14 protein-coding genes are annotated in these 24,183 nt (G+C 35.0%); 3 read left to right on the forward strand and 11 right to left on the reverse strand.

Annotated elements, in window-relative coordinates:
- Positions 1-82: 82 nt before the first annotated feature.
- From bcsA to Q0940_RS15635, 8 genes are all read right to left on the reverse strand, one after another.
- Positions 83-2,722: a UDP-forming cellulose synthase catalytic subunit gene (bcsA, locus tag Q0940_RS15600; RefSeq protein ID WP_299270590.1), complete on the reverse strand. Its 2,640-nt coding sequence runs from the start codon at positions 2,720-2,722 to the stop codon at positions 83-85.
- A gap of 2 nt (positions 2,723-2,724) precedes the next feature.
- The gene (locus Q0940_RS15605; protein WP_299270593.1) at positions 2,725-3,480 is read right to left on the reverse strand and encodes a cellulose synthase operon protein YhjQ/BcsQ; all 756 of its coding nucleotides are present in this window, start codon (positions 3,478-3,480) and stop codon (positions 2,725-2,727) included.
- Between the two features lie 35 nt (positions 3,481-3,515).
- Entirely contained in the window at positions 3,516-3,695 is a 180-nt protein-coding gene (locus tag Q0940_RS15610) for a hypothetical protein (RefSeq protein ID WP_299270597.1), read from the reverse strand.
- 131 nt (positions 3,696-3,826) lie between these two features.
- Positions 3,827-5,305, reverse strand: a complete 1,479-nt coding sequence (locus tag Q0940_RS15615) for a sigma-54-dependent Fis family transcriptional regulator (protein ID WP_299270599.1) — start codon at positions 5,303-5,305, stop codon at positions 3,827-3,829.
- A gap of 136 nt (positions 5,306-5,441) precedes the next feature.
- On the reverse strand, positions 5,442-5,774 hold the full coding sequence (locus Q0940_RS15620; protein WP_299270602.1) for a DUF3392 domain-containing protein: 333 nt from the start codon (positions 5,772-5,774) through the stop codon (positions 5,442-5,444).
- Positions 5,774-7,819 (reverse strand): NAD-dependent DNA ligase LigA, encoded by a 2,046-nt coding sequence (gene ligA / locus Q0940_RS15625; protein ID WP_299270605.1) that lies wholly within the window; start codon positions 7,817-7,819, stop codon positions 5,774-5,776. Before ligA ends, Q0940_RS15620 begins: the two co-directional genes overlap by 1 nt.
- A gap of 203 nt (positions 7,820-8,022) precedes the next feature.
- Positions 8,023-8,958 carry a diguanylate cyclase gene (locus tag Q0940_RS15630; protein ID WP_299270608.1) on the reverse strand — a complete coding sequence of 312 codons (936 nt, stop codon included), beginning with the start codon at positions 8,956-8,958 and terminating at the stop codon, positions 8,023-8,025.
- A gap of 1 nt (position 8,959) precedes the next feature.
- Positions 8,960-13,444: a response regulator gene (locus Q0940_RS15635; RefSeq protein ID WP_299270610.1), complete on the reverse strand. Its 4,485-nt coding sequence runs from the start codon at positions 13,442-13,444 to the stop codon at positions 8,960-8,962.
- A gap of 183 nt (positions 13,445-13,627) precedes the next feature.
- On the opposite strand from Q0940_RS15635, the gene Q0940_RS15640 reads away from it, so the two are divergent.
- The 3 genes from Q0940_RS15640 to Q0940_RS15650 all read left to right on the forward strand — a co-directional run bounded on the left by Q0940_RS15640 (position 13,628) and on the right by Q0940_RS15650 (position 21,357).
- Positions 13,628-16,102, forward strand: a complete 2,475-nt coding sequence (locus Q0940_RS15640) for an EAL domain-containing protein (protein WP_299270612.1) — start codon at positions 13,628-13,630, stop codon at positions 16,100-16,102.
- Between the two features lie 2 nt (positions 16,103-16,104).
- On the forward strand, positions 16,105-19,185 hold the full coding sequence (locus Q0940_RS15645) for an ATP-binding protein (protein WP_299270615.1): 3,081 nt from the start codon (positions 16,105-16,107) through the stop codon (positions 19,183-19,185).
- A 180-nt stretch (positions 19,186-19,365) separates the two neighbouring features.
- Entirely contained in the window at positions 19,366-21,357 is a 1,992-nt protein-coding gene (locus tag Q0940_RS15650; RefSeq protein WP_299270619.1) for a methyl-accepting chemotaxis protein, read from the forward strand.
- Between the two features lie 381 nt (positions 21,358-21,738).
- On the opposite strand, the gene Q0940_RS15655 is transcribed toward Q0940_RS15650, so the two are convergent.
- The 3 genes from Q0940_RS15655 to Q0940_RS15665 are packed head-to-tail and all read right to left on the reverse strand — an operon-like array spanning position 21,739 to position 24,158.
- Positions 21,739-23,052: a tetratricopeptide repeat protein gene (locus Q0940_RS15655; protein WP_299270622.1), complete on the reverse strand. Its 1,314-nt coding sequence runs from the start codon at positions 23,050-23,052 to the stop codon at positions 21,739-21,741.
- 39 nt (positions 23,053-23,091) lie between these two features.
- The gene (locus Q0940_RS15660; protein ID WP_299270670.1) at positions 23,092-23,703 is read right to left on the reverse strand and encodes an energy transducer TonB; all 612 of its coding nucleotides are present in this window, start codon (positions 23,701-23,703) and stop codon (positions 23,092-23,094) included.
- Positions 23,704-23,744: 41 nt separating this feature from the next.
- On the reverse strand, positions 23,745-24,158 hold the full coding sequence (locus tag Q0940_RS15665; RefSeq protein ID WP_105052246.1) for a biopolymer transporter ExbD: 414 nt from the start codon (positions 24,156-24,158) through the stop codon (positions 23,745-23,747).
- Positions 24,159-24,183: the final 25 nt, after the last annotated feature.

Below are 24,183 nucleotides of genomic sequence, written 5' to 3' on the forward strand. Positions count from 1 at the left end.
CTCTCAGATTATTAAATATACTTAATTACCCATTTTACCTAAGGTATGTGATAAACCAAGTATTACAAATTTAAATTAATGACTAATTATTAGTTAGTCGAGGTCGTTTAGGAAGAAACGATATAAAATATAAACCCACAACATGCATTTGAGGGTAATTGTCCTTTATATAGCTATGGACATAAGAAAATAAACTCACATAACCTCGTACACCTATTTTAAGAACGCTCAATAGTCTACTACTGATTATTTCTTTATCTCGTTTCATCGGGTGTACTTCCCATGCATCGGCACGAGAAAATGTAATTTGAATTAACATTCTTAAGCTGTCTAAAGATTCGTCATTAAATTTCACACCCAAAATATTTTTAGAGGCAAATTTAACTGTAGTTTCAAACGAATGGACAATTTCATTTCTGCGTAATACCACAGTTACGGTATCACCAACTTTAAACTGAATATCTTGATCGGATTTAATCTCCATACCCACACCGCTTTCTGAATAATCAGTCATTACAGCTTCATATATAAACCCGCCTTTGCTGCAAACAGTCATAGGTAACTTGTATTCTATTCGATGGGCGACTCTCACTTGTTTAGATTCAGTGATTATCGCCATAACACCACCTAAGATCATAAGATTGTATACAGTCCAAGCTATATTCATAAAGACAGTACTGACTTCAGCCTCAGGGCCAAAACCAATGCGCCAAATACCAAATCCGATACCTAAAATATTGATGGCAATAAGTATTAAATAAGGCACCCCTATTCCCCAATCAAAGTAATCTTTTTCAATCATGCCACCTTTTTCAGTAACATTAAACTTACCTTTTTTCGGTGTGATCAAGGCCATTAATGTAGGCCTGAAGATATACCAAGCTAAAACGGCTTCATACAGTTCAGCCCAAAAGGTATTACGATATTTACCTTGATGCCTACTATTTGTAAGGTTGGCATGGAATATAGCTGGGATCACGTATAAGAATATTGTTTCTACTGGGGCGTAGATAATATAGCTATGTAAAATTAAAAAGGTTAATGGTGCAGTTAAAAATACTAGTCGGGGTAAACCATAGAAAAAGTGCAACATCGCATTGCTGTAACACACACGTTGCATAAAGCTTAAGCCTTTGCCAAAAACAGGATTGTCGACTCTAAAAATTTGTAACATGCCCCTTGCCCAACGAATTCGTTGGCCTATATGAGCTGAAATACTTTCTGTTGCTAACCCAGCAGCTTGCTTTAAATTAACGTATGAAGAGTCATAACCAAGCCTATGTAACTTTAATGCCGTATGAGCATCTTCTGTTACTGTCTCAACCGCAATACCACCAACTTGTTCTAATGGAGCTCGGCGTAATACAGCACAAGAGCCACAGAAAAAAGTTGCATTCCACAAGTCATTACCATCTTGGATTTGACCATAAAACAATTCGCCTTCATTAGGCTCTTCGTTAAATACATCTAAGTTACGTTCAAACGGATCTGGGGAAAAGAAATGATGAGGCGTTTGTACCAAAGCTAAATTTTTATTCTTAATAAAGCCACCCATGGTCATTTGCAAAAATGAACGAACAGGAACGTGGTCACAATCAAAAATGGCAACAAATTCACTATCGGTTTTTGTTAACGCATGATTTAGATTTCCAGCTTTAGCGTAGGAATTATCAGGGCGTGTTAAATAGTTAATATCATTTTGTTCACAAAACTCTTTTATATTGTCTCTTTTGCCATCATCTAGCACATAAACATTTAATTTATCTTCTGGCCAATCAATATTTTGCGCCGCAAAAACAGTAGGGATTATTACTTTTAGTGGTTCGTTATAAGTGGGTATGAATAGATCAACCGATGGCCAATTATCATAATTTGGCGGTAACTGAACAATCCGTCTGCGTAGTGGCCAAGCTGTTTGCATATAGCCCAAAACTAAAACCAACCAAGTGTAAATTTCTGCAGCGAGTAAACCGAGCCCTAAAACAAATCCAATGCCATCGTCAATATTCAATGAACTTGTCATACGCCACCATATATAACGACTAGACATTAATATGGATAACAACATCATAACTAACGTCGCGACTCTTCCTGGAGTAGACCTCAACCATAAAGCGATAATCCATAAGATAAATGAAAATATCAGTTGGTTTATTGGCTCAAAAGGAACCACTATCGCCCAAAAGAAAAGTCCTATCATAAGAACCGTCAGCGTTACTCTTATCCATTTTATTTTTAATAATTTACTTTTAAACTCAGCAGGAGCCGTTTCCCCGGCAAAACTAAACACAGATACAATTGATTTTCTACCAGGCTCAATTATTTGGGAACGGGTAAATTTAACAAGGCTTTTAAACACATTAATTTTTGTATTATTTTGCTGGATAATTAGGCGTTCTTTTCTTTGTTCATCACTGAAGAATATAAGTAAATAAACCGTTTGGATAAAAAACCTTAATACATCGGTTAAAGAAAAACGGTGGAATTTAATATGGGGATATTTAGCACTAACATTCTGAAAAAAAACACTTAAACTATATTTTTTTACTTTTTTTCCAAGTAACGCCCAACTTAATAACCAAGCACATATAATAAAAGGTTTATAAAACAATGAGCATTGTGTTTTTTTTAATTCACTTCTAACGAGCAACAAAAAACTAACTAATTGTTCAAATGGATAGTTTGATATTGCAGACCAAGTAACTCGTAAAATGCTATTCAAAATTACTCTCCGCTAGATGTAAATAACATAGAGCTGAGTTTCATCGTCAAATGATAAAAATCTTTTGATGATTTAGTATATTCATTAAGATCAACGATAGTGGTATTTTGCGCCAAAGCTTGATGAATAAATTCATCTTCAAATATGACACCTAAAACTTTAGATGGATCAAACTCAGAAGAGATTAACGTTCTAATATCAGATTCAATCTTACGTTCTGGATTATATCTATTAAACATAAGTATATCTGATCCAGTAAATGAATTTGCTAATGAGATAAATTTGGAATAGCTAGATACCTCACAGGTACCTACATTTATTTTAAGATCGTATTCTAACAGACATTTAGGATCTTCTAACGAGTTATACGATGGGTAATCCACTAAAACAATTGTGTCTTGGGACTCAAAGTCTATTTCATTAAGGATATCGTGTAAGTAACTAGGTGTAAGAAAAATAAGTCGTAATATATCAACTTGCTCTATTTCACCAAAAGGAAAAAAGACAGTGCTGTTTCTATCTTCAAATACATAATTAGTCCAAGGCTCATCATTGAGTAAACCTTTATGTAGTCCGTCAGTTCTATCTAACCCCATACCAAAATGTAATCTCAGATCGTTACTTTTGCAGAAGTCGAATACCAGAACGTTGTAACCAATTTTTTTCAAGGCGACCGCTAAATTAGACGTTACTGTAGTATTCCCTACACCACCTTTAACACCTTGTACAACGACAAGCTTATAATCTTTTTCTGCCATGATTTATTTATATTGACCAAATACTGAAGTGATAATTAACTACACATATATGAAGACTGGGTCAATAACATCCAATTTGCTTTGATATCTTGACAGTTTTTTGTTTGGTTTATCTCTCGATAAGAAACTGAATGAACAATTTCTTTAGTGTCATTTAAATGTTTTATATCTGTTGCAATAACGTCATCATTTTCAGGTAATTTACGGCTAATCACAGTTACTCCAATTATTATGATTAAGGGTATATTTCCATAATACCCAAGTTTTATGCCAAATGTCATAAGTATTTTATTAGCATAGTTCAGATTTAAAAAAATGTAAGTAATATCAATAAATTAATAATTTATTATTCATCTTTATTTAAATCGTACTTTCTCATTTTCTCAACTAAGGTTGTACGTCTTAGGTTTAATTGCTCTGCGGCTCTAGCAACAACATAATCAGTACACTGCAGCGCTTGCTCAATTAAATTCACTTCTAAATCTGACAGAAATTCTTTTAAATCTATGCCCTCTGTTGGCAAAATCATTGACGTCGGATCGGCTACTGTCGTCACCGACATAGTAAAATCTTCAGAGCCATCATCACCTGGGTCATCATGATCCGCAAACATATCAATAAGCGCTTGGCGTTCCATAATTTCATCTGGATATTCAGGAACAAACGGCGAGTCATCGGTATAACAATATCTTTGTGGCAGGTCATGCACATCAACCATTTGGTTTGGAAACATGATCAATAAACGCTCTACTAAATTACCAAGTTCTCGTACATTACCAGGCCATTTGTGTTGTTTTAATGAATCTAACGCTCTGTCTGTTAAATTAAATCTAGCTTTATGCTCAGACTCAAATCGATTAGTAAATTCTTGCACTAGCAACTCTAAATCATCATTTCTTTGACATAACGAAGGCGACTCTATAGGAAATACGTTTAATCTATAGAATAAATCTTCGCGAAATTTCCCTTCTTCAATCATATCTTCCAAATTTCGATGTGTGGCTGCAACTACACGTACATCTGCTTTAATGGCTTTTGTACCACCAACTCTCTCATAAGTTCTTTCTTGTAGTACGCGTAATAATTTAACTTGCATTTGCAGAGGCATATCACCAATTTCATCTAAAAATAGGGTTCCACCTTGTGCAAGTTCAAATCGACCTTTTCTTGATGAAATTGCGCCAGTAAACGCCCCTTTTTCATGACCAAAAAGTTCACTTTCTAATAATTCCGCAGGAATAGCACCACAGTTAACGGGTACAAATGGGCCATTAGCACGGCTTGATAATAAGTGAACATTTCTTGCTATAACTTCTTTACCTGTGCCTGATTCACCGAGAATTAATACATTTGCTTCTTTATCTGCTACTTGATTTATTAAAAATCGAATCTCATTCATCGGTTCAGTATTACCAATCAAACCTTCAAATTTGTTTCCTTGAGATGGATTTATGGCACGAGGCATTAATCTTTTGTATTCTTGGCAATCTCGAATTTGTTGAGTTATAACAGGATAAAGAAAAGGTTCACTTAAAATGCCTAATACATTTTTTTGCTCAAATAAATACTTAAGTGTATCCCCCAACAACAGAAATGGAATACCAGGTTGAGACTTAACAATAGCTTCATGTTCGCCTGTAGAGAGAGCACCTAAAATACAACAGGTCACTATATCTTCTGGGATACATTTGTTAGCAAAATTTGTTTCACTAACGATTTCACATTTTTCGCCAATAAAAATTAAAAGTCCTGCAATTAAATTAGCGCGGCGTTCGTTTTCATCAAGTATTAAAATAGTTTGTATCAAAGAAGGTTGCTGTATCATATTAATATTAAACTAGTTATCTTTTAATTATTAACTGATTGTAGCGGTACAGATCTGAGTTGCAAGTGTTAAAAAGAAAAAAACGCCTGAAAATTGACGCTTTGACCATATTTTGACAAAAATATCGGTTTAATAACTAAACCTGCTTTTTACGCTCAGCGTAAATACCTAATCCAGCAAAACATACGATAACGGCCAATGGTAAATACATTGCAGGTAATACAGCTAATTGTGTTGTTATTATGTTGGTTAACAATACAGTTAACGCCCCATACCCAAATGTACATACAGCAATAAAAATACTCATACGTACTAGAAAGTGTGCAGAGCTTATAAGATTTTTTATATATCGATTTATATCTCCACCAGCAATAACCAATAAAGAGGCAACTAAAGCCAAAGAAATGTCATCACTATACGGACGAATTACATCCCCAACTTCTACCAATACATCGTAAATATAATACATTAAACGTTAACTCCATACTTTGTGAATAATTCCAGCATATCTTGCTCTGTTAACACTGGCACAGCTAAATCTTGCGCTTTCGTTAATTTAGAACCTGATTTTTCGCCAGCAACTAAAAAGTCGGTTTTAGCCGATACACTGCCAGCGACTTTTGCTCCAAGTGAAACTAAGACATTTTTAGCTTCTGTACGCCCCATTTCATTTAATGAACCGGTTAATACATAGGTTAATCCTAATAAAGGTAATTCTGACTCTGCTTTTTTCTCAATAACAGGCCAGCTAATACCATACCCAATTAATTGATTTATAACATCTAAATTATGAGGTTCTTGAAAAAATGCTAATAAATGCTCTGCAACAATATTACCAACATCCGATACCGTAATTAAACTGTCTTTATCTGCCGCTTGTATATTATCTAATGTTTGAAAGTGATTAGCTAAATTTAATGCTGTGGCTTCACCAACTTCACGAATACCTAAGGAATATAAAAACTTAGGCAACGTTGTTGCTTTTGACTCTTGTAACGCAGCAACCAAATTCTGAGCTGACTTTGGCCCCATGCGTTCCAAGCTTTCTATTTGTTCTTGAGTTAATATAAATAAATCAGCTGGTGAGTGAATTAAATTTTCATCAACTAGCTGATCAACTATTTTATCCCCTAGCCCATCGACATCAAATGCCTTACGAGAGGCAAAATGTTTAATTGCTTGCTTACGCTGTGCGCCACAGAATAGACCTGCTGTACAACGAGTTACAGCCTCCCCTTCTAGCTTCTCAACTTTAGAATCACATACAGGACAAGAAGTTGGAAACTCGATAGCTCTAGCATCACCTGGACGTTTATCGAATACAACTGAGACTATCTGCGGGATAACATCGCCAGCGCGACGAATAATAACGGTATCGCCAATCATAATCCCTAAACGCTCTATCTCTTCAGAATTATGTAATGTTGCGTTGGAAACGGTTACACCACCCACAAACACAGGCTGAACTTTAGCAACCGGGGTTATAGCACCGGTTCTACCGACTTGGAACTCAACATCATTTAATACCGTTAATTCTTCTTGAGCTGGAAATTTATAAGCAATTGCCCAACGAGGAGCACGAGCGACAAAGCCAAGTTCGTCTTGAGTATCGATATCATTTACTTTTAATACAGTGCCATCAATTTCATAATTTAATGATGCACGTTTTTCACTTATGTTTTTATAGAAATCGAGAACTCCTTCAATCCCTTGCGCCACTGTAATTTCTGGGCAAACAGGTAAACCAAATGATTTAACTTGTTGTAAACGTTGATAATGAGTATCAGCCAAATCAAACTCATCAGATACAATACCTAAGCCGTAAGCATAAAAAGCCAAAGGCCTTGAAGCGCTAATTTTTGAGTCTAACTGACGTAAACTGCCCGCAGCACCATTACGAGGATTCACCATAGGTTTAGTGCCATTTTCTTTGGCTTTTTGATTAAACGCATGAAAACCATCTAACGATAAAAACACTTCACCACGTATTTCCACACGTTTAGGATAATTGCCATTAATGCCGTTGCCTATTAACGACAATGGAATACTTTTAATGGTTTTTACATTTTCAGTGATATTTTCACCAACAGCACCATCACCACGAGTAGCTGCGCGAACCAACTTTCCATCTTCATACAAAATACTAACAGCTAAACCATCAAGTTTAGGCTCACAACAGAACTCAAATACTTGATCGGTTTTTAATCTGTCGTTAATACGTTTATGAAAGGCAACAAATTCATTTTCATTCATCGCATTGTCTAACGACAACATAGGTACTTCATGAGTAACTTGTTCAAACTTATCTAGTGCGGCACCACCAACTTTCTGGGTTGGTGACTGTGGATTTAACAAATCTGGGTATTGAGCCTCTAACGCTTGCAGTTCACGAAATAAACGGTCGTATTCAGCATCAGGAACGCTAGGTGTATCTAACACGTAATATTGATAGTTGTAGTCACTTAACGTTGAAATCAGCTGGCTTATACGCTGAGAGATAGAGTCTGTAGACATGTGTGATAATCCCAAAAAGAATGCATAACGATTTAATGAAAGGGAGTATAAAGAAATAAGTTCAAATGTTAAAACTGAAGATGAAATTTATCGGTATTATAGAAATTAAAGATTAGTTTAAAGTTAAGCTAGCTACTGCTTTTATAATAAAACATATAACCCAAGCTTGTACTATGTGGAATAATACTTTCATATAAGAATGTCTAACCTAACTTAGGGTACTTACAAATATTGCGGCCTATTTCCTTTGCTTGCAATAAATATTGCTCAGCATCATCAAGTAAGGGCACCATTTTTTCCTGTGCTAAGAAGACAGTCGATACGCCGAGACTTACCGTGATAAATTTATATTTGGAGTCAGGGTGGGCAATTTTACAAGCAAATACAGCTCGTCTAATTCTAATCGCAACTTCAATTGCCCCTTCAGGTGTTGTACTAGGTAAAACGACAGCAAATAGAGCACTTCCCATATAGGCAACAAAGTCAGTTGGTCGCATTAAAGCCTCTTTAATACTATCGGCAACTTCTTTTAACGTAATATCACCACGAATATGACCATAGATTTTATTGAACTGTTTAAAGTGGTCGATATCTATCAAAATAACAGCTGCATCAATTTTATCTCTATTGGCGCTTTTTTCGACTTTAATAATATGCTCATCAAAATAACGTCGATTAAAAATAGCTGTTAAGTCATCTTTATAAACTAAACTATTAAGAATATCTCTTTGATATTTAAGAGCTAAATGCGCTTTAACTCGATTTCTAAGGGTCATTGGGTTAATAGGTTTACTAATAAAGTCGACACCACCGCTTTCCCAACAAGCATTCTCTTCATCTTGTTCATCACAAGACGTGATAAATATAATAGGGATCTCAGCTGTAGATAGTCTTTGTTTTAAAATGATACACGTTTCTATACCTGACATATTAGGCATAACAACATCAAGTAAAACTAGATCTGGGGGATCATTCTGACAAACCTCAATGGCTTGGTCGCCATTGGTTGCAGCCGAAATAGTATATTCACTAGATAAAATATTGTATATCAATTGAATATTAATAGGTTGATCATCTACTATTAATATTTTTGAATGACTTAAGCTTAACTCAGCATTTTCATCTAATACATTGACCATGTTAGTCTTCCACTATTAGTTTTTTAAGCGCATCTAATTGCACTTTTGCCTCTGTAAATTGTAATTTATTTAAGTTTTGCAATAACTCGTCACATAACGGCATCGATAGCAAATTTAAAGACGCCGCTATCTTTTTATATGAGTCGATTGCTTTCATATTAAATTGAGCAACATCTTGATACAAAACGTTAAAACCATCCTTTAAATCTACTTTACTCTCAACAACTTCAATTTCCAACGGTTCAATTAACAATATATTTAATAATCCTTCACTATCGTTAACTGTTTTCTCCATTAACGTTATCGCAGAGTTAAGCTGCACCTGCGATAATGAGTTATCGGACTCAAATACTTTATCGTCAATCTGTTGCTCAATCATTTTAGCTATAACATATAGCTCTTTAAATCCAAGACTTGCTGCTGAGCTTTTCAGGGTATGAAATAAAATATATTCATCTTGCCCTAATGACTTAGAATACATTGAACTTAACGTAACAATATCAACTTTTAAGTCATCAATAAATAACTCCAACGAACGTTTATATAAGTCAGTTAAATAATTAAATCTGGCAAAGCTACTCTCAATCTCAATATTTTTACTGTGACAATACTCTATTACTTCATCACTTAAAGATTGATACAGTTTTTCATTAGCATTAGAAACACTTTTTAATGCACTAACACCTGATGTTTCTTTTAATATTTGATCAACAACATAATTTAACTGGAAAGGTTTACCTATATGTCCATCCATACCAGCTTGATAACATAACTCTTTATCAGAATCAGAGACATTCGCCGTCATTGCATAGATAGGTAAGGATACGTATTTTTCATTTGCTCGGATGCGACGAGTTGTCTCATAACCGTCTAAATCAGGCATTTGAATATCCATTAAAACGAAATCAAAAGTATTTTTCTCTAACTCCTCCAGAGCAATGAGTCCACCGTCGGCAACAACAACCTCAGCACCTTGGCTTTTTAACAATGTTTTGGCTATCAGTTGGTTAGTCGGATTATCCTCAACAACTAAAATAGATTTGCCAATTAATGGTTTACCTTTTGCTTTTATCTTTTGTGATATTCCTTTGTGCTGTGATGCAGCTATAGCATCAGAAATAGCATCAACTAACATGGTCCGAGTTACTGGCTTGGTAATAAAGCCATTCAGTGCTGACTTAGACTCGGACGCTTTTTCTGCTAATTTCTGACGACTGGTAGCTGAAACCATTATAACTAAAGGTACTTCTTCAATAGGAGTAAGACTTCTGATTTGTTCAGCAAGTTGCCACCCATCAACTTTCGGCATTTTCCAGTCGAGTAACACAAGGTCGAACTTGTTTTCATCTTTTATTGCTTGCTGAAACAATGTGAATGCATCTTCTGCATTTGATGCGACACAAACCTGCCAACCAAGTAATTTTATGGTATTACCCAATATATTTAGTGCCGTTTGATTATCATCCACAAGCAATATATTCAGAGGTTTATTTAGGTCTGTTGGTACCAGTTTATTTATCGCTTTAACTTCCAGCAGCGGTAATTGGAAAGAAAACGTAGAACCTATATTGACCTCACTAACAACTGTTAAATCACCACCCATTAATTGCACAAATTGATGAGCTATGGTTAATCCAACACCTAATCCGCCATATTGACGAGAGCTAGAGTTATCCGATTGTAAAAAGAGCTCAAATATTTGTGATAACTGTCCCTCTTCAATTCCGATCCCAGTGTCCGATATATCAAAACAAAGTGTTACATCATCTTCCTTTCCTTGTTTTGCATTAATTCTAATAACAACCTCACCACTTAAGGTAAATTTAACCGCATTAGCAGCAATACTAAGTATGATTTTTCTTAACTTTTTAACATCACCCAACAACATAATTGGAACATCTGGGTCCATATCAAAGTGAACTTCAACTGGCTTATCAGCCAACATCGCTGATAATTGGAAACCAACATCGTTTAACACTTCATCAAGAATAAATTCACTGCAATCTAGCTTTAACAAGCCTCTTTCAGCATCACTCAAGTCCATAATATCGTCGATGATGTAAGTAAGATGTTTCATAGATTGTTTTGCGCCATCTACGCTAGTACGCTGAATGTCATTTAACACCGTTAGATCTAACATTTGCAACATACCACTAGTTATATTCAACGGTGTTCTTAACTCATGACTCATTTGTGAGATAAATGTAGTTTTTGATTTACTTGCAGCATCCACTTTTGATAAAGCGAGTTTTAATTGAGTTTCTTCTTTTAACCGCATAGAGATATTTTTTGCGGCCAGGTAGTAAACTTTCTCGTTGTCTATTTCTAATAGACAACAAGATATAAGCATAGGAATAGTTTCACCATTACAGTGTTGGTAATAGCGTTCTATGGTGATCCGATTGTTTTCATTAATATCATATTTAACCGAGTCCCAGGACTCATTGTCATCAAATATCATAATATCGTTTATCGACTGGTTGTGTACTGAGCTTGTATTGTGTCCTAATTGAATATTAGCGAACTCATTTAAATGTAAAACGATCCCTTTTGAATCAAGCCACAATAAAACATCTTGTGAGTTATCTAGAGCACTATTGATTAACGATACATGGCGTTTTAAAGATAAAGTTTCACGTATATCTTCAGCAAAAAATACATAACCAGTTTCATTACCATGTTCATTTAAAATTATTGAAGACGTTAAGTTAACTGGAATATCAAATTTTGTATGTTGCGGACTAAAAGTAACTAATGTAGAAGACTGACGTTCGAGTTGTTTTTGGATCCAATCTGTAAACTTTATATTTGGATTGTGTTTAAAAGTATTAGAATGCAGTAACTCAATTATATTTATTTTATCTAGGGTGATTGATTGCTCTAATTGCAATAAGTCTAATGCACTTTGATTTAATAACGTGATCACACCGCTAAGATCTGTGGCGATAATTGCAGTATGGCTACTATTTAATACACTAGCTTGAAATAACGCCTTACGTTGTATTTCGCCAGATTTCTCTACTACTTGTAACTCTAACAATTCATTTTTATTTTCTAATTCATTCTGTAATTGAACAAGTTTAGTCACATCTATGATGCTTACCGTCGCCCCAAAAAACTCGTTATTTTGCATTAAAGGTATGAAGCTAACTTGCAGTTGTTTAGCGGTTGTTACATCGTCTGTTTTATATTCAAAGGATTTATTTAATATCGTTTCGCCACGACTGACTTGTTTGAAATAGCTAACTAACGTGTCTTTTGTTATATAAGGTTTTAACCAATTAATTAATGGTTCTCTTCTTCGTCCCAAATTTTCAATATAAGTGCTAAATAAACTTTCAGCTGAATTATTCCAATGTAGAATCAAAAAGTCTTTATCAACGGCGACAATCGCTTCTGTTGTGTTTTTTACTACTGCCGCATAACTTAATTTGCGAGTCAGGGAGTCTAATCGTCTTGATACACTACGCCCTATAAATAACACCAACACTGATAATAAAATCGACAATATAAGGATTTGATAAAACACACTTGTAGGGCTTGTTAGCGCCAAAGACTCAACATAAGGCACTGTTGGAGAAACAGCTATCTGCCATTTTCGTCCATAAATATCAATAATGTTGGTTAAACGAGTACTATTATGAACATGGGCGTCCATGTCAGAGTTATAAAAGTTAATCTCTTGCTCTAGATAAAGGTCAGAAATATCAATACGGAAGTTAGCATTTAACTCAGATACTGCATCCAATATTTCATGTATAAGTAGTGGCGCATACACCCAACCATGTATACTTGCATTTTCACTTTGGCTCGTATTGACTGAGTTTTTAATAGGTAATAATAATAATAATAAAAATCCATAATTTTGTTTATTATTCGCCTGAACCAAAGTTATTGGCCCGGTTAATTGTGTTGTATTTGAAACTGCCGCTTTAATCGCAGCTGAACGTCTATTTTGTTCCGAGCCAATATCTAAACCAACGGCTTGTTGGTTATTAATTTCCGGTTCGATATATTGAATGATGAATAATGTGTCTTGTGGATTATTTAGCTGCTTTAATGCAAATGGACCAGACCTATCCTTTTCAGCATATTTTAAAAATGAATTTAGATCGTTTTTGTTTACTTTTTTAATAACACCAAAACCGCGAGAGCCGGGAAATTCAATATCGTACTTCCGACTTTGAAAGTAGTCTAAATTATTCTGGTAAGTAAAATTTTCTAATTTGACACTATTAACAGCTGCCTTTAAGCCTTGTAACCCATATTCATATTTACCAACACCAAGAACTATATCACTGGAGATTTCATTTAACTTTTTTGATATTAACGTATTTAACTTAATGTCATTTTCATTTTTTACAGAGCTTTTAGCCCAGAATGCCACATATAAACCACAGCCAAATATAATAAGAGAAGCCGCTAAAAATCGAAGAAGTATTGGGTTATTTAATATATTTACCCGCTTTATATCTCCACGTTCCATATCTAATTAGTCCCTTGATTTAAATAAATTATTTTTACTAAGCATAGTCAATGAAAAATAATAGGCTATGCTTAGTAAAAATAATTATTACTAAAAATAGTTTTTATCTTTTGCTTAATGCGTATTACTCAAGGAAGGTGTAGTGATGTTTGGTTCAACATTTAATGTTAAAAGGGGAAGATTGTGTTTATAAGCTCATTGAACCCACAACCACAAAAAGTGTTAATTATTGATGATGTTATTCAAAATATTTTATTTTTACAAAGCTCATTATCTGATTTAGCTAGTATTCACTTTGCTACTAATGGTCCTGAAGGGCTAGCCCTATGCGATGTATTAAAACCAGACCTAATATTATTAGACATATCTATGCCTGGTATGGATGGCTGGGAAGTCTGTACCAGATTAAAAGATAATCCCCTTACCTCAGATATCCCGGTTATATTTATAACCGGTAATGACAAACCTGAGGCCGAGCAACTGGCATTAGAAAAAGGCGCGATTGATTTTATTAATAAACCTTTCGATCCTAAAATTTGTCGATTAAGGGTAATCAATCAATTAAAACTCAGAAACCAATCTAGAGTTCTGCAACAAGCAAAACAAGAAATGACCCAGCTTGTTGAGTCAGTTCCTGTGTTAATTACTTACTGGGATGAAAATTGGAATAACATATTTTCCAATGACTTATCTGGCAAGTGGTTTCAAGCCTTTAATGGGACTAGTCAAAACAAGCATATTACTCAGTCCTTGCCTAGAGAGGTTTATCAAAGACTATTATCTCACTCTGAGATTAAACATAAAAACTCAATTGAGTTCACGGTGTCGGTACAAACTAACAAGCAAGAACAGCATTTTCGCGTTTTCCAATCAGCAACGTTCAACGAAGACATCTTAGTTGGCTCTTTGGTCACATTTGTTGATATCACAGATGCAAAAAAAGCCAAACAAGCTCTTCATTCAGAAAAAGAAAGACTACGAGTCACGTTACAATCTATAGGTGATGCCGTTATTGCAACCGACACACAAGGTTACATTACTTTCATCAACCCAATTGCAGAGCGAATGACGGGATGGCGGTTTAAAGACACGCCACCAGAAAAAATTGAAGACGTCATGTTATTGCGTGATGCTGATACTAAAAAGCCTTTACTAAATCCGCTTTATCTCGCTTTAAGTGAACAACGAACCGTCGCGATGGCGCTAAATAGCGAACTATTATCACATTCCCATCAAGTTTATGCGGTTGAAGATTCAGCTGCGCCAATCAGAGATGAAAAAGGTGAGATTATAGGCGCTATTATGGTTTTCCATGATGTTAGTGAAGCCATGGCATTAGCGATGAAAATGAGTCATTTGGCTAACTATGATCAACTTACTGACTTACCTAATCGAATTCTACTGCAAGATAGATTAACCGTTGCAATTCAAACTGCAGCAAGACAAAACCATAAGGTTGCAACTTTATTATTAGATATAGACAACTTTAAATATTTAAATGACTCTATTGGTCATCTACTAGGTGATCAATTGATATGTAAGATGGCAAGAAGGATCCAACAATTGCTACCTCCTGCATTTACACTAGCTAGGTTAGGCGGCGATGAATTTGTTATTTTAATGAATGAAATACCGTCGATTGAAGCAGCCTTGAGCTTAGCTTCAGATTTAGTCACGGCGATGCATCAACCGTTCATGCTAGACGACAAACCTTATAACGTATCAGCCAGTGTTGGCGTGAGTGTTTACCCAGATGATGCAAAAGATGCTGAAGAATTAATTCGTCATGCGGACGTTGCTATGTATAGCGCCAAACAAGAAGGACGTAACCGTTTCTGTTTCTTCTCTGGAGATCTGGAGGAAAGCCTCTTACAGCGCCATGCTCTTGAACTCAAATTACGCCATGCAATTGAAAATGATGAATTAATTGTTGTCTACCAACCTAAGTTTAACCTTAAAACTAAGAATATAGTGGGCGCTGAAGCATTAGTCCGTATGGTAGATGAAAATAATCAGCTAATTTCACCTGTTGAGTTTATTCCAATAGCAGAAGATTCTGGCTTAATTGTGCCATTGGGAAATCAGGTATTGTTAAAGGCTTGTACCCAGTCAGCAAAATGGTTGAAAGAAGGTATGCCGATTTCTGTCTCGGTTAACGTCGCAGCGGCTCAGTTTGCCGATCCAGACTTAGAGGCAATAATTATTGAGGTCTTAAATCAAACTCAATTACCGCCACATTATTTAGAATTAGAAATTACAGAAACGGCTTTAATGGGCGACATTAATGAAACTCAAACTAAGCTCTCGGTATTAAAAGGCTTGGGCATTAATATCTCGATTGACGACTTTGGTACTGGTTACTCTAGTTTATCTTATTTAAAAAAATTCAATGTAGACATAATGAAAATTGATATGTCGTTTGTTATCGACATGCTCAACAATACACACGACTATGAAATTGTTAAAACCATTATTCTACTAGGACAATCTTTATCATTAACCTTAATTGCTGAGGGGGTTGAAACCGAAGAACAAGCGCAAGCGTTAATGGAATTAGGTTGCGGTATAGGGCAAGGTTATTTGTATAGTAAACCTTTACGTAAAAAAGAATTTATGACTTTTTTGGAGTCGGCAACAAAGAATCCTAATGAGACATAATCATGACTAAAGACATCGACAACGCACTCACACAGAATAATAAGTTACTTTTATTCTCTATTGGCGGATTCGCATTAATATGCGTCGTTATTTACGTTATATATAGCCACTATACTAAAGAACAATTAAAAACTGAATTGTTAGATAAGTTAACCGTCACTATAAATTCATCAGTGTCTTTAATGAATAAAAGTTTTACTAAAAATATAAGTAACATTGCATTTTTACACTCCACGCCTCCAATTAAAGGCATTGCTAGGGCATTAAGTAACGATAATATCGATCCGCTAGATAATACAACCACCGAACAATGGAAAAGGCGATTAGCGGTTATATTCTCTGCATTTATTGTCAACAATCCAGATATTAGGCAGATAAGATACATATCAAAACTAAATCAAGGACGAGAGTTAGTTAGAGTAGAACGCCGAGATAATAAAATTATTGTTGTGCCTGATGCCTTACTGCAAAGCAAACAAGATAGCGACTATTACAAAGCAATTAAGCCTTTGCATATAGATGAAGACTATATTTCAGATATATCATTAAACCGAGAGTACGGTGTTTTAGAAAGTCCTCTTTGGCCAACGTATAGAGTGGCTCATAATATCTTCGACCAGGATTATCAGTTTTTTGGTTTTATAATATTGAACATAGATGCCACAAGCTTACTGACACAAATGAAAGATACCTTTTCACAGTCCGATTTTAATTTTTATTTATTGGACACACAAGGTTACTTTATTAGCGCAGACAGAGAGGCATTAACCTTTGGTTTTGACTTAAATAAACCTGATGCTATTTGGTCCAAATTGACCAACCAAGCCCCCCTGCCTAACGATAATAAAATCAATCAACTAACCTTTGATCAACAAAAATATTATATGTACGGCTCAGAATTAAGATTGTCTCTTCGAGACTTTCGTAGTTTAAATATCATAGGTGGGCTGTCGGAGAATAGACTTGGACAAATATGGGATCAACAGAGCAAATTTGTGATCTTCATATTAATCACCTTATTTATTATTGTAACTCTTGTGACTTTTTATTATCAAAAATATTTAAACAAAATATGGTCTTTGTACGATCAACAATCTCGTTATGAGGCTATTATTGCAGGTTCTTCCGATGCAATTATCAGTGTAGATGTCACAGGTAAAATACTAAGTTGGAATGAGTCCGCGACTTACCTTTTTGGCCTCAACGATGAACTAGCCTTCTCTAAAAACATTAATGAGGTAATAGGCGTAACTAAAAAAGATTTTTTGTTAGATGAAGTCCTACTTGCCAATGTTATAAATAAAACCCAACCAGTCTCCTATGAGATAACAAATGATACCGATACAGATAACCCAGTCTTTTTATCAGTTAACTTATCACCAGTCATACCGCATAAATCAGATACTCCGGCATCTGTCGCTGTACTTATTCGTGATATCACAGAGTCAAAAGTTAATCAGCAAAAAATAATAAATCACAATGAATCATTAGAACAAGAAGTAAACCAACGGACCCAACAACTAGAACAGTTAGCCCAAAAGGCAGTTGATGCCAATCAATCTAAAAGTGCATTTGTTGCTAATATTAGTCACGAGATCCGTACACCATTAAACGGTATTTCAGGCATGTTAGAGTTGATCAATAAAGATCTTTTAACCGACAAGCAAACCAATTATATTAAGTTAGCAAAAAGCAGTATTTCCAATTTATCCGTACTAATAAATGACTTACTAAACTTATCAAAAATTGAAGCTGGAAAACTAGATATTGAGTTAGATGAGTTTAATCTGACACAAACGATAAGTGCAGTTATAGAAACTATGTCCATACGTTGTATGGAAAAAAATATCGACTTACAGTTTGATTGGAGCAACATCGAACATGAATTGTTAGTCAGTGATGATTATAGGTTTCAACAAGTGCTAATAAATTTAATCAGCAATGCGATTAAATTTACTGATAAAGGTACTATTTTAGTTAATGCTAAAACCATAATAAACAATGCTAATTCTGAACTTGTTGATTGTGTTATCACAGTGCAAGATTCTGGACTTGGTATGACAGAAGATGAACAAGAAAAATTATTCCAACCTTTCACACAAGCAACGGCAGGTACTGATAAACAATATGGAGGAACTGGTTTAGGTTTATCAATTTCAAAAAAATTAGTTAAGTTACTAGGTGGTAGTATCAATGTTAAAAGTACACTAAACAAAGGAAGTACATTTACATTTTCAATTCAATCAAAATTAATTAAAAATCAAATATCACCACTATTTAGTCCTAAGTTATTAGGCAAAAAAGTTATATTATTCAGTGAACAAATAGAAAAATATGAACCTCTATTAAAGCAGCTCCGTCGTTGGCAAGCTGAAGTTCATTTATTAAATGCTCAACAAGTTGAGCAACATATTAATAACTCAACCGATCCTGACTTATTATTCATCGATAACAATATATTCCATAATTCGACAAGTAAATGGACTGAATACTTTAAAACTAACAGTAATTGCCAACTAATAATTTTAGAAAATTCAAAATCAGAGCTAACTAGTTCTGATGTTTATAACGATGCTTTTTTTATTACCTCCCCTATTTTGCCATACCAATTACTAAATATAATCGACTCAATTTTTAATACTGGAACAGCAAATAAACCAGAAAACAAAATAACTAAAGCAATAGACCAACCCAATAAGTATTCAATATTAATTGTTGATGATAATGAAATTAATCAAATAGTTGCAGCAGGCTTATTAGAATCACTTCCTGTTGAAATTAAAACCGCCAGTAATGGGCAAGAAGCATTAGATATATTGAATAATACTTCTAATACCTTTGACTTAATTTTAATGGACTGCCAAATGCCAATTATGGATGGATTTGAAGCCACAGAATCCATAAGGCAAGGCAAGGCGGGTAGTAAAAACTGTGGAACTAATATAATCGCTATGACAGCAGGCGCCATGTCTGGTGATAGAGAAGCTTGCCTTCAATCTGGTATGAATGACTTTATTATAAAACCATTAGATGGCATTAACTTCCGCAGTAAAATTTCATCTTGGTTGGAAAGCAATAAATAACACTAGTATATATTCCCTAATAATTCATAAGTTAGACCAACAAAATTTTTAATAAAAAGAGCATTAAAACGAGTTATTGTCTACATTTAAAGCATAGATAAGATATATAGCTAAATTTCATTTAAGACCCATTTATAACCGCCGATAATTGTATATCGGAAAGCTTTGGAGAGCACATTAATGCCAGGTAAACGGAAAACACTTACGATTATGCAGTCATCAATTATTAGCTTATTAATTGGTGTATCAACGTTATTATTTTTAACTATTTGGGTTATAACTAGTATCTCATCTAACTACCAACGCCATAACCTTGATAAACAAATATCAGAGCTAATGGATAGTATTGAAAAGGTTTCTCATAATCATGCCGTTGAGAGAGGTTTAACCGCTGGTTATTTAAATTCAAAATCGGCTAATGATAAATCAAAACTCAATAAACAAAGACAAATTGCCGATGAAGCTGTTGTAAAAATGCAACAAGCAATCGACAAAGACTGGGGCAGCCACCTTAATGTAAAACAATATACCCATTTGTTAACTGATTTTTTAAAAAACAAACCAGCTACTCGGCAGCAAGTTGATAAACAAAATGCATCACAAGCGTTCCAATACTATAGCTCTCTCAATAAAGTAGCTCTTGATTCTATCCAATTTTTACAAGCTGAAGTTTTTGACCAAATATTAAAAGAAGACAACAATGTTATTTTGAATATAGCTCGGTTTAAAGAACGAGCTGGACAAGCTAGAGGACTAATAAATGGCATACTATCTAAAGGAGCGTTGTCATTATCTGAAAAAACGGCAATAACATCTTATATCGAAGATATGAAATTGCTCGAGATTTATATTAAAAACAGCAATATTCCGAATCTAGTAAATCAATTTGAAATCATTATGTCCTCAACTGATAGTAAAACTATCAAAAGTGTACATAATAAAATTTTACAATCGTCAGAAATATTAAATAAAACAGAGTTTGTAACACCGAGTGAGTGGTTCTCATTAGCAAGTAATCAAATTGGTGAATTTAAGAAGTTATTAGATGAAGAATGGGTTGTTGCCCACTATCATGCTCAAAAACTAGCAGACGATGCCATGTTCAATCTAGTCGTTATTTCGGTGTTAGTTGTATTAGCTTTACTTGCATTAGTCGGGATCAACTTATCATTAATAAAACGACTCAAACATGAATTAGATACGTTAACCATTGTACTGAATGCCATGTCGAGAAATAGTGATTTAACATTAGATTCACGTTTAAATTCATCGGATGAGCTTGGTGATATTTCCAATGCAATCCATTCTACAATCACTTCATTTAAAGATTTATTAGTTGGACTATCAGTTTCAATTGGTACCAATACCCGTTTAAACGATGACTTAAATACGGCAAGTAAAGAAGTTCATAACAGTGCGATGAACACTCAAGAATTAGCCCAAAGTATTGCAACTGCTGTTGAAGAGATGGCTGCAACAAGCTCAGAAATAGCTAAATCAGCAACAGAGACGTTAAACTCAAGTGATCAATTGTTAAAAAGAGCACAGCAAACGGCAGATGTTAGTAATAAAACTAAAACGGCTATCTCTCAGCTTAGTGACAATATGAATTCTATTTCTGATAAAGCCGGTTACATGGAGGAGCAAGTTAATGCTATCTCAGAAATATTAGTGAATATTAATTCCATTTCTGATCAAACCAATTTGTTAGCATTAAATGCGGCTATTGAAGCAGCTAGAGCCGGTGAGCAAGGGCGAGGATTTGCAGTAGTTGCGGATGAGGTTCGAAACTTAGCTAAAGGTAGCCAAGCCTATTCAACTGAGATTTCAACCTTGCTAACAGGCTTACAAACTGCAACACAAGAGGTAATGAGCGCAATTAGTGACAATGTAGAGACAGCAAAAGAATCAATGTCAGTGACCCACGAAGCTACTCAGATCGCCAGTGAATTACAAACAATGAGCCGAGAAGTTGAAGCTCAAACAACTCAAGTAGCTACGGCCGCCGAGCAGCAGTCACTTACGACTGCAGAAATAGCTAGTAATACGACTAAGGTTAATGAAGCCGCCGACGATGAGTTAGCTGAAATTGATAAAATGAATCGTATATTCTCTGATATAGAAACTAATGGTGCATTATTACAACAATCAATGGATAGCTTTAAGATTTAAGCTTGATATGACTCCACCAAAGTAGCACCTATTTTTAGGTATAAGGTGTCTTGAAAATCCAGACCAGACGTAGTTACTCAATAGAGTTTAAAATAAAAGTCATTCAACAATCGTTAAAAACTCCAGGTACCGTTAATATGACGGTATTAAAGCTAATATTAATTCAATGCTAGATGGCTCAGGTTTGGTTTGGTTTGGTTTGGTTTGGTTTGGTTTGGTTTGGTTTGGTTTGGTTTGGTTTGGTTTGGTTTGGTTTGGTAAAGCAGAGTATTATATTAGTATTTGAATAATGTAGGTTTTGTTTATCACATTTGTGTATGTAAATATTTTAAACAAAACCTAATATTCTAATCTACTGAAGTAATGGGCTAAAATAATAATTTAAGATTTTAATGCAGCTAATTGCTCAGCACTTCTTTGTTCTTGTTCAACAAACTTCAACCATTGTGTTGCCATGCGCTGTGAGCTTTGAATCTCTTTTGCAGACTTAAACGCTTCTAACGCATCATCAAACTGTTTAAGATTAACGTTTGCCATTCCCAAAGCTAAATACGCATTACCTTTATTTTTTAATTTACCTTTGGCAATCGCTTTTATTGCATGCTGCACAACAAGTTTTGACTTACCTTTTTGTAGATAAATCTCCGCTATATTAAGATCTGCATTACCGTCATCTGTAATACTGGCTAATTGGGTAAGCACATCAACAGCTTCATCCACTTCTTTTGCGCCTTGCCAAGATTGCGCTAAAAACTTCAAATTCTTAGCGTTTTTTTCAATTAGCTTATCTTCAATGCCTTTACTCAGTACTTTTGCGGCTTTATACGGTAAGCCATTAAAGTAATAGATTTGGGATAAAGTCATCAATTCAGACTTTTTAGTAACAAAACCTTGTTGGTAAGCGGCTTCCATTACCGCTAACTGTTTATCTTCTTGCTCAAGCTCACCATACATACCGGCAAGTTGAACCCAATACTCTGGCTTGTTAAACAAACGTACCATTTGTTCTAATATTTCAGTTACTTTTTTACTATCTTTTAGCTCAAAGTAAACGGCACGTTGTAATATATACCAATTCTCTTCAGGGGCTTTCTCTTCTTCAACAGCCTGCACTATTGCACTTTCAATGTATTTAGCTGCATTGGTATAATCTTTTGATTGGTATGATGCTTGTGCTCTTAATACATTATTATTAACCGGTGGTTTACCTTGATGTACAAGGTCCCACTTATCTAAGAACTCAATGGTTTTACCATAATTTCCATTTGCCATAGACAGCTGAGCTAATGAAAACAAAGTGCTTTTTTCTAAAGACTCCGGAATTGGGTCTTGCTTTACAACTTGCTCAAACGCGCTTATTGCTTTATCCGTTTGACCGTCATTGTAATAAATAAAACCGTAAAAGTTATGCAACATAGCGCGTTCATAACTGTTTAAGCTTGATGATTTAGACTTTACTTGGTCTAAAATTTCTAAGCCGCCGGTAATATCACCCGCATCTGCGATTTCTTGCGCTCTTGCTAATTGGCTATAAACTCGTGCACCTAAAGCTGGCGTTCGTTTACGTTTTTTTGCAGTAGACGCTTCCTCTGCTGCATGTACAGAAGCAATATTTACACTAGGTAATATATCTAGCATGCTTGATGTTAACGTAATAACACAAGCTAATGTGGTACGTATAAACAATGTTTTCATAAATAAATCCAAATTTGTTAACTTAAAACGCAGCCGTTATTATTTAGCCATTTCAAAGGTTATACGATTTTGTACACCTGAAACTTCAGTTGCAGTGCCATTAACCACACGCGGTTTATATTTGAATTTAAGTGCCGCATCCATCGCAGCTCTATCAAATAACCCTTCTGGATTAGCTTCAATCACCACTGGATTTTTCACTGCACCGGTTTTATCTACCATAAACTCGACTATAACGTAGCCTTCTATACCACGCTGTAATGCACGGCGAGGATAAACAGGTGCAACCTTAACAATCGGTAAATACTCACCATCACTTGCATCTAGCGCTAACCCATTACCAATTGCCGTATTGGCATTTACATTAGCACTGAAGTCAAAACCAGAAGCGTCAGCAACTGCAGACTCAGACGACAACTGAGGTTGTGTCATCTCCGGAGGTGGCTCTTGTGGCTTAGGTGGCTTTTTCGGTTTACGTTCTTTTTTCTGTACGGTTTCATCTTGTTTTAGTCGAATAAAATCAAGTACATTACCTCTTACTGGGTCAGTAAAAACACTGTCACTGTTTTTGATCAGCGCTTGCATGCCATATAACAAAGCAAGCGTAACCGTTCCAGCGAGAACCAAAGCAATAATATATCTTTGTATCATTGGGTATTTTTGTTCAGCTAAGTTCACAATAATTCGCCTTTTTAGTTACCGTCATCGGCAGCAATTGATACATCAAATACGCCCGCAGCACGAGAAGCGTCCATAACTTTAATTAAGGTTTCTGTTGTCGATTTTTTATCAGCTTGGATAACCACTGAACCTTGAGGATTTTCAGCTTTTAAACGTTCAACGTTAGCTTGCACTGCTCGTACATCAACACGACGTTTGTTGATCCAAATCTCACCTTTGTCAGAAATGGCAATTAAGATACTCGCACGTTCCTTTTTAACAGCGGTTGCTGCTTCAGGACGGTTAACATCAATACCCGCTTCTTTTACAAATGACGCGGTTACGATGAAAAATATCAACATGATAAAAACAACGTCCAACATAGGGGTTAGGTTTATCTCTTCTTGCTCTTCTTCTTGTAATAGACTTGCTAAAGGTGCTCTCATAATATTTCTCTTTTACTTTATATAA

It is taken from the genome of uncultured Psychrosphaera sp., from assembly GCF_947500655.1.
Lineage (GTDB): Bacteria > Pseudomonadota > Gammaproteobacteria > Enterobacterales > Alteromonadaceae > Psychrosphaera.

Excerpts from the sequence above, each read along its gene's own strand:
- Q0940_RS15605 (WP_299270593.1), bottom strand. The coding sequence starts at position 3,480 with ATGGCAGAAAAAGATTATAAGCTTGTCGTTGTACAAGGTGTTAAAGGT.
- Q0940_RS15615 (WP_299270599.1), bottom strand. The coding sequence starts at position 5,305 with ATGATACAGCAACCTTCTTTGATACAAACTATTTTAATACTTGATGAA.
- Q0940_RS15620 (WP_299270602.1), bottom strand. The coding sequence starts at position 5,774 with ATGTATTATATTTACGATGTATTGGTAGAAGTTGGGGATGTAATTCGT.
- ligA (WP_299270605.1), bottom strand. The coding sequence starts at position 7,819 with ATGTCTACAGACTCTATCTCTCAGCGTATAAGCCAGCTGATTTCAACG.
- Q0940_RS15630 (WP_299270608.1), bottom strand. The coding sequence starts at position 8,958 with ATGGTCAATGTATTAGATGAAAATGCTGAGTTAAGCTTAAGTCATTCA.
- Q0940_RS15635 (WP_299270610.1), bottom strand. The coding sequence starts at position 13,444 with ATGGAACGTGGAGATATAAAGCGGGTAAATATATTAAATAACCCAATA.
- Q0940_RS15645 (WP_299270615.1), top strand. The coding sequence starts at position 16,105 with ATGACTAAAGACATCGACAACGCACTCACACAGAATAATAAGTTACTT.
- Q0940_RS15650 (WP_299270619.1), top strand. The coding sequence starts at position 19,366 with ATGCCAGGTAAACGGAAAACACTTACGATTATGCAGTCATCAATTATT.
- Q0940_RS15655 (WP_299270622.1), bottom strand. The coding sequence starts at position 23,052 with ATGAAAACATTGTTTATACGTACCACATTAGCTTGTGTTATTACGTTA.
- Q0940_RS15660 (WP_299270670.1), bottom strand. The coding sequence starts at position 23,703 with ATGATACAAAGATATATTATTGCTTTGGTTCTCGCTGGAACGGTTACG.
- Q0940_RS15665 (WP_105052246.1), bottom strand. The coding sequence starts at position 24,158 with ATGAGAGCACCTTTAGCAAGTCTATTACAAGAAGAAGAGCAAGAAGAG.